A 7,681-nucleotide genomic window follows, 5' to 3' on the forward strand; every position below is an offset into this window, starting at 1 on the left:
GACCGGTAGTGGGGTGGGGGGTGGGGGGGTTCAGGTTGTTACTGTTTGGGTTACGGAGGGGGGGTATCGGCCGGGGGTTGTGGTGGTGGGGGCTGGGCGGGGGGTGGAGGTGGTGTTTCGGGCGGTGGGGGATCCGGGGTGTGGGAGGTCGGTGGTTGTTTTGGGGCGGGAAGTTGTGGTGCCGGTGGGTGGGGAGAGGGTGGTGCGGTTGCCGGCGCAGCCGGTGGGGCGGGTGCGGTTTGTTTGTGGGATGGGGATGTATGTCGGATTTATCGACATAAAGGATCGAGGGAGTTCCTGACCTATCTCCGGTGCGGCGGGGCATATCCCCTTGTCGTGGGCGGGTCAAACGCCTTTCGCCGGACGGCAAGATGCCGTCGATTATGTTCCATCTCTTTGAATCGCGTGCGACTCTGTCCCCCATGACGTGGTGGCAGGGTGAACCGGACGCGGCCGTCGCCCGGCCCGCCGTCCCCATGCCCCGTTCGCCCGAGCCCGCCGAGCCGTCCGGACCGGGCCCGGGGGCGGGCGAGTCCGGGGAAGGTGAACTGCTGAGCGCCGCGCAGGCCGGGGACGCCGGGGCGGCGCACCGGCTCGGGCGGCTGTACGCGCGGCGCGGCGACCGGTCGGCCGCGCGCCACTGGTGGGAGCGGGCCGCGGGCGCCGGGAACATCGACAGCGCGTACAACCTCGGCGTTTGGCACGAGAAGCACGGCAGCGTCGACGAGGCGATCACCTGGTACGAGCTCGCCGCGGGCGCCGGGGACGCCGAGGCCGCGGTGAACCTCGCCACGCTGCTGCTGGAGCAGCGCGGGGACGTGCGGCGGGCCCGCCGCTGGTTCGAGAGCGCCGCCGCGGCCGGGTCCCGCCCCGCCGCGCGGCGGCTGGCACTGCTGTGCGAGGACGTCGGCGAGGACACCGCCGCCCGCGACTGGCACCACCGCGCCGCCACGGCAGGGGACCTCGCCTCGGCGCACGACCTCGCGTTCCTCGCCTACGCGTCCGGCGACGAGACGCGGGCCCGCGCGTGGTGGGAGTACGCGGCCCGCGCCGGGCACGCGGACGCCGCCTACCACCTCGGGCGCCTGCTGCACGCGACCCGCGACCCCGAGGGCGCCGAGTCCCTGTACCGCCTGGCGGCCAAGGCCGACCACCCCGGCGCGGCCTCCCAGCTCGGACGCCTCGCCCTGGCCCGCCGGGACCTGCGCACCGCCCGCGCGTGGTTCGAACGGGGTGCCCACTTCGGCCGGCTGGAGGACCAGCGGATGGCCGGCTTCGTGTGCGTCGAGCTGGAGGACCCCGCCGCCGCCGGGCACTGGTTCGGCCGGGCCGCCGCGGGCGGCGATCCCGAGGCGGCGTACAACTTCGGCCTGCTGCTCATCGCCGAGCACAACGACCTGCGCGGCGGCCGGCACTGGCTCCGCCAGGCCGCCGGCCACGGCCACCCGGGAGCTGCGCAGGAACTCGCCGCCCTGGAGCCGGACGCGCACTTCACCGCCCGTCAGGCGTCGATCTGGGACCGTCCCGTCGAGCCCGAGCTGACCGCTCGGGCCGAGCTGGCCGCCGCCGCCGCGGGCCGCCGCGGCGGCACCACGCTGCGCCTCCCCGATCTCACCGAGATCCTCGGCACCTGGGACTGCCTGACCCGCCGCCGCGACCATCCCGCCGACCTGATCACCTGGCTGACCGACCAGAGCGGCCTGCCCACCTCGGCCATAGAGCACCTGGCCTCGGTCCGGCTGACCTTGATCCGCCCCGGCACGGCCCCCTGGCCCACGCCCACCGAGGTGGAACACGTCCTCTCCACCTGCCGGGACCTGCGCAAGCGCCTCGGCACCACCTGACCCGCAGGGGGGTCAGACGAGAACTTCGGCGACCGGGATGTGCGGGAGTGCGTGGGCCTCGGCGACCTGCGCGTTGGTGAGCGTGTGAGCGTGGGTGCTCAGGCCCAGGGCCAGCGACGGGTCGTGGCGCAGGGCCTCCAGCCAGCCCTTGTCCGCCAGCTTCACCGCGTAGGGCAGCGTGGCGTTGGTCAGGGCGTAGGTGGAGGTGTTGGCCACCGAGCCGGGCATGTTGGCGACGCAGTAGAAGATGCTGTCGTGGACCCGGTAGGTGGGTTCGGCGTGCGTGGTGGGACGGGAGTCCTCGAAGCAGCCGCCCTGGTCGATGGCGATGTCGACCAGCACCGAGCCGGGCTTCATGCGGGAGACCAGCTCGTTGGAGACAAGGGTCGGGGCCTTGGCACCCGGGATGAGGACGGCGCCGATCACCAGGTCGGCCTCCACGACGGCCTGCTCGATGGCGTACCGCGTGGAGACGATGGTGCGCAGGCGCCCCTGGTAGATGGCGTCGATCTCGCGGAGGCGGTCGATGTTGACGTCGAGGATCGTGACGTCGGCGCCCATGCCCACGGCCACCTGGGCGGCGTTCAGGCCCGAGACGCCGCCGCCGATCACCACGAACTTGGCGGGGGCGACACCAGGGACGCCGCCGGGGAGTACCCCGCGCCCGCCGTTGAAGCGCATCAGGTTGTACGCGCCCACCTGCGGCGCGAGACGGCCGGCCACCTCGGACATGGGGGCCAGCAGCGGAAGGCCGCGCCCCACCTGCACGGTCTCGTACGCGATGGCCGTCACGCCGCGCGAGAGGAGCGCGTCGGTGCACTGCCGCGACGCGGCGAGGTGGAGGTACGTGAACAGCACCTGGCCCTCGCGCATGCGGTGGTACTCCTCCGCGATGGGCTCCTTGACCTTCAGCACCAGGTCGGCCTGGCCCCACACCTCGTCCGCGGTGTCCAGGATCTTCGCACCGGCGAACAGGTAGTCCTCGTCGCCGATGTGCGAGCCGAGGCCCGCGCCACGCTGCACGTACACGTCGTGGCCGTGGCGGACGAGCTCGTGCACGCCCGCCGGCGTCGCGGCGACTCGGTACTCGTGGTTCTTGACCTCGGCAGGCACGCCGATCTTCATCGCGAGATCCTTTCAGGATTAGCTCAAGGGTGACGCCCGGCGCCCGTCCGCCGGACGTGGTCCCGCCCTACAGCCGCTTCCAGGCTTCGGTGAGGACGGAGCGGAGGATCGACTCGATCTCGTCGAACTCCTCCGGGCCGCAGGTCAGCGGCGGGGCGAGCTGCACGACCGGGTCGCCGCGGTCGTCCGCGCGGCAGTAGAGCCCGGCCTCGTACAGCGCCTTGGACAGGAAACCGCGCAGGAGCCGCTCGGACTCCTCGTCGTCGAAGGTCTCCTTGGTGTCGCGGTCCTTGACCAGTTCGATCCCGTAGAAGTACCCGGCGCCGCGCACGTCGCCGACGATGGGCAGGTCGCGCAGCGTCTCCAGCTTGGCCCGGAACACGGGCTCGTTGCGCTGGACGTGACCGAGCAGGTCCTCCCGCTCGAACAGGTCGAGGTTGGCCAGCGCCACCGCCGCCGAGACGGGGTGGCCGCCGAAGGTGTACCCGTGGCTGAACGTGGTGGTGCCCGACGCGAAGGGCTCGAACAGCCGCTCGGAGGCGATCATGGCGCCGATCGGCGAGTATCCGCTGGTCAGGCCCTTGGCGCAGGTGATGATGTCCGGCACGTAGTCGAACTTCTGGCCGCCGAACATCGTGCCGAGCCGCCCGAACGCGCAGATGACCTCGTCCGACACCAGCAGCACGTCGTGCTGGTCGCAGATCTCCCGCAGGCGCTGGAAGTACCCGGGCGGCGGCGGGAAGCACCCGCCGGCGTTCTGCACGGGCTCGACGAAGACGGCCGCGACGGTGTCGGGCCCCTCCATCTCGATCGCCTTGCCGATCTGGTCGGCGGCCCAGCGGCCGAACTGCTCGGGGGTCATCCCGGGCATTCCGGTGATCTCGTCCGCGCGGTAGTAGTTCGTGTTGGGCACCCGGACGGACCCGGGCACCAGCGGCTCGAACGGTGCCTTGAACGCCGGGATGCCGGTGATGGACAACGCGCCCTGCGGGGTGCCGTGGTACGCGATCGACCGGCTGATCACCTTGTACTTGTCCGGCCTGCCGGTGATCTTGAAGTACTGCTTGGCGAGCTTCCACGCCGACTCGACGGCCTCGCCGCCGCCGGTGGTGAAGAACACGCGGTTCAGGTCGCCCGGCGTCAGCTCGGCGAGCCGGGAGGCCAGCTCGGCGGCCTTGGGGTGGGCGTACGACCACAGAGGGAAGAACGCGAGCTCCTGCGCCTGCTTGGCCGCGGCCTCGGCCAGCTCGGCACGCCCGTGACCCACCTGGACGACGAACAGCCCGGACAAACCGTCCAGGTAGCGCTTGCCGTGGATGTCGTAGATGTACGCACCGTCACCACGGGTGATCATCGGCACTTCGCCGGCGTCGTAGGAGCTGTGCCTGGTGAAGTGCATCCACAGGTTGTCCTGGGCGGCCTTCAGGACGGCGGCCGTGTCGGTCTCGGGTCGCGTCATGGATATCTTCCTCAGTGATCTCGGCTTACCTCAGTGTGCATGGTGCAGACGCATGATTACAACCGGTTGCGTGGTGACACTATGCAAGAACTTCGGAATCCGCGAGATCGGTATGTAACAACGACGAAATCCGTTTGCGAGTGTCGCAGATCAACTGCCACGCGAGCGGGATCGCAAACCCCTACAGAGCCAAGGCTCCGGCAATATGGGGGACGGCTGGGGCAAACGCCGCGGGGCTTTCCACAGATCGCCGACGGCGGTCCGAGTGGCCTCTCACCTGTGGTGCAATGTGTCGAATCACACCCGAGAAGAATGCGGGAGACACACCCAGTGACCCCTGAGGAGATCGAGTACGCCGTCAGTGCCGGCATGCCGCGTGCCGTGGAAGACCTGACCCGGCTCGTGGCCATCCCCTCGGTCGCCTTCCCCGGCCACCCCGAGGAGGCGGTGCACGCGGCCGCGGCGATGACCGAAGAGCTGCTGCGCTCCACGGGCCTGCCGCACGTCCAGCGCATCCCGGTCGAGGGCAGCTTCCCCGCCGTGTACGCCGAGGCCCCCGCGCCGCCCGGAGCACCCACCGTCTTGCTCTACGCGCACTACGACGTGCAGCCGGCCGGGGACGAGTCCCTGTGGCGCACCCCCGCCTTCAGCCCCACCCTGATCGACGGCCGGCTGTACGGCCGGGGCGCCGCGGACGACAAGTCGGGCCTCATCTCGCACGTGCTGGCGCTGCGCGCGTTCCAGGGCCGCTTCCCGGTGGGCGTCAAGGTCATCATCGAGGGCCAGGAAGAGTACGCGGGCGAGCGGCTGGAGCGGTTCGTCGAGCGCAACCCCGAGCTGGTCCGGGCGGACGCCATCATCGTGGCCGACACCGGCAACCCCGCCGTCGGCGACCCCGCGGTCACCACGTCCCTGCGGGGCCTCGCCGCGTTCACCGTCGAGGTGCGCACGCTGAAGGAGGCCCTGCACAGCGGCTCCTTCGGCGGCGCCGCGCCGGACGCGCTGGCCGCCCTGATCCGCGTCCTCGCCTCGCTGCACGACGACAACGGCGACATCCGGGTGCCCGGCCTGCCCAGGGGCGTGTTCCTCGGCACCGGGCCGTCCGAGGAGGAGTTCCGCGCCACCGCCGGCGTGGTCGACGGCGTGGCGCTGAGCGGCTCCGGCCCGCTCGCCGACCGGCTCTGGGCGTCGTACGCCATCACGGTCACCGGCCTGGACGTGCCGACGGTGCGCGGCGCGGTCAACGCCGTGCAGGCCGTTGCGCGGGCCAGGGTCACCGTCCGGGTGCCGCCCGGGAGCGACCCCTCGGCGGCCGCCGCGGACGTGGTCGGTCACCTGCGGCGGGCCGCGCCGTGGGGCGTCCAGGTCCAGGTCACCGACCAGGTGCTCGGCTCGGGCTACCTCGCGGACACCGGCGGCCGGGCCCGGTCGGCGCTCAACCGCGCGATGAAGCGCGCCTACGGCCGCTCGCCGCGCGACATCGGCTCGGGCGGATCCATCCCGCTGGTCGCGACGTTCGCCAAGCTGTTCCCCGCCGCCGAGATCCTGCTGTTCGGCGCGGAGGACGAGGAGGCGGCGATCCACGCGCCCAACGAGCGGGTGGACCTCCAGGAGCTGTGCCGCACGGCCGTCACCGAGGCCCTGTTCCTGGCCGACTACGCCGAGCTGTGACATGCGGAGTTCCCCTGGTCCGTGCCGCGCTGTGGGACTCCGCGCATGACGAAGGCGCCGCCCGGATCCGCTGATCCGGGCGGCGCCCTGGTCCGGGCCGGGTGGACGGCTCAGACGCCGACGCGGCCGGCGCCCGCGCCGCCGGTCACGATGGACTTCACCTGCGACGGCGTGTCACAGGAGTAGGAGTACGGGATGGAGGCGACGCTGCCGCCGGTCTGCCCGGCTCCCGAGTTCACCTTGTGGTTGTTGCGGGCGACCAGCGTGCCGGGACCGGAGTCGGCCTCGCCGAGGTGGTACGGGTCGCTGGTGTTCTCGAAGTAGTTGCACTCGACCAGGACGCCGGCGCCCTCGGTGGAGGCGACGCCGTAGCCGCCGACGCTGCGGTAGAAGTTGTTGAAGACGTGCACGGGGTTGCCGAAGCGGACCCGCGGATGGCGCTGGTTGGTGCCGTCGAAGTAGTTGTGGTGGTAGGTGACGCGCAGGTGGCCGCGGTCCTCGCCGCCGTTGTCGTCGCTGTGGCCGAGCAGCATCGTCTTGTCGTGGCTGAAGACCCGGTTCCAGGAGACCGTCACGAAGTCACTGGCGCGCTTGATGTCGATCGCGCCGTCGCTGCCGTTGCTGAGGGTGTTGTTGCCGATCCAGACCCGGGTGGAGTACTGGACGTTGATCGCGTCGTCGCCCCAGTTCCGGAAGGTCAGGTTCCGGATGATCACGTTCGAGGCGTTGGAGACGTTCAGGCCGCAGCCGACCAGGGTGGCGCCGGAGTTGCCGAGAACGCTCTTGTTGGACGCGACGCGCAGCATGCCCGAGCAGTTGATGGTGCCCGAGACGCGGACCACCCCGGCGCCCGACGCGGTCAGCGCGCTGGTGAGCGCCGAGGCGCTGGTCACCGTGGTCGGCGGCGCGCCGCCGCCGCCGGAGGTGCCGCCGCCCTGGGTGGCCCAGCCGACCAGGTCCGCGGGGCCCGCGAGGGCGATCTGCTGGTGGGCGGGGGTGGCGGCCGCGCTGTCGGCAACGGACCCGGCCAGCGTCAGACCGGCGGCGGCCGTCAGGGTGAGCAGGATGCTCGCCTTCGTTCTCCTCACGGGAAACTCCTTGATTGATAGGACCTCTGGCATCTCACGGATTCACATATGTGGATGCCATACACGACTACGAACAACTCAAAGGTAGATAAGCCACGATCGCTGTCAATGCCGTCGGCAACATCTGTGAAACATCGGAGTTAATGCCGGGGTTCGCGATGCCTTCTACCTGTGCACTCGGCGGTCGCACCGCCCTCGGCGTGTTTCATGTACGTGAACGAGCTGAAACGTTCAAATCGAGGCCCCGGTGCACTCGCCGCGCCGTCCGATGTCCGGGAACGACGCCGCCCCGGATCCGTGGATCCGGGGCGGCGCGGCACCCGCCGGACGGCCCTCCCGGCCTGGGTGGACAGGCAGGGGAGACCAGGCGGACGGTCAGATGTTGATCCTCCCGGACCCGGCGCCGCCGGTGACGATGGACTTCACCTGCGAGGGGGTGTCACAGGAGTAGGAGTAGGGGATGGAGGCGACGCTGCCTCCGGTCTGCCCGGCTC

At 71.0% G+C, this 7,681-nt stretch carries 6 protein-coding genes; 3 read left to right on the top strand and 3 right to left on the bottom strand.

Annotation, left to right across the window (positions count from 1 at the left end; genetic code table 11):
• Positions 1-13: 13 nt before the first annotated feature.
• Both ACFP1K_RS40540 and ACFP1K_RS40545 read left to right on the top strand, forming a co-directional pair.
• Positions 14-301: a cupredoxin domain-containing protein gene (locus ACFP1K_RS40540; protein WP_380763827.1), complete on the top strand. Its 288-nt coding sequence runs from the start codon at positions 14-16 to the stop codon at positions 299-301.
• Positions 302-422: 121 nt separating this feature from the next.
• Positions 423-1,844 carry a tetratricopeptide repeat protein gene (locus tag ACFP1K_RS40545; RefSeq protein WP_380763817.1) on the top strand — a complete coding sequence of 474 codons (1,422 nt, stop codon included), beginning with the start codon at positions 423-425 and terminating at the stop codon, positions 1,842-1,844.
• Positions 1,845-1,856: 12 nt separating this feature from the next.
• Here the strand turns inward: ACFP1K_RS40545 and ald are convergent, their stop codons facing one another.
• Both ald and ACFP1K_RS40555 read right to left on the bottom strand, forming a co-directional pair.
• Positions 1,857-2,969, bottom strand: a complete 1,113-nt coding sequence (gene ald / locus ACFP1K_RS40550; protein WP_380763819.1) for an alanine dehydrogenase — start codon at positions 2,967-2,969, stop codon at positions 1,857-1,859.
• A 67-nt stretch (positions 2,970-3,036) separates the two neighbouring features.
• The gene (locus ACFP1K_RS40555) at positions 3,037-4,428 is read right to left on the bottom strand and encodes an aspartate aminotransferase family protein (protein ID WP_380763821.1); all 1,392 of its coding nucleotides are present in this window, start codon (positions 4,426-4,428) and stop codon (positions 3,037-3,039) included.
• A 330-nt stretch (positions 4,429-4,758) separates the two neighbouring features.
• Between ACFP1K_RS40555 and ACFP1K_RS40560 the strand changes: the two genes are divergently transcribed.
• A complete protein-coding gene (locus tag ACFP1K_RS40560; protein WP_380763823.1) occupies positions 4,759-6,099 on the top strand; it encodes a M20/M25/M40 family metallo-hydrolase in 1,341 nt (446 codons plus the stop codon).
• Positions 6,100-6,209: 110 nt separating this feature from the next.
• Here the strand turns inward: ACFP1K_RS40560 and ACFP1K_RS40565 are convergent, their stop codons facing one another.
• Positions 6,210-7,187 (bottom strand): pectate lyase family protein, encoded by a 978-nt coding sequence (locus tag ACFP1K_RS40565; protein ID WP_380763825.1) that lies wholly within the window; start codon positions 7,185-7,187, stop codon positions 6,210-6,212.
• Positions 7,188-7,681 lie beyond the last annotated feature (494 nt).

The organism is Sphaerisporangium aureirubrum (assembly GCF_042658925.1).
In the GTDB taxonomy this organism is placed as follows: Bacteria; Actinomycetota; Actinomycetes; order Streptosporangiales; family Streptosporangiaceae; genus Sphaerisporangium; species Sphaerisporangium aureirubrum.

Bases quoted from the DNA above. Each gene is read 5' to 3' on its own strand.
- ACFP1K_RS40555 (WP_380763821.1), bottom strand. From the start codon at position 4,428: ATGACGCGACCCGAGACCGACACGGCCGCCGTCCTGAAGGCCGCCCAG.
- ald (WP_380763819.1), bottom strand. From the start codon at position 2,969: ATGAAGATCGGCGTGCCTGCCGAGGTCAAGAACCACGAGTACCGAGTC.
- ACFP1K_RS40545 (WP_380763817.1), top strand. From the start codon at position 423: ATGACGTGGTGGCAGGGTGAACCGGACGCGGCCGTCGCCCGGCCCGCC.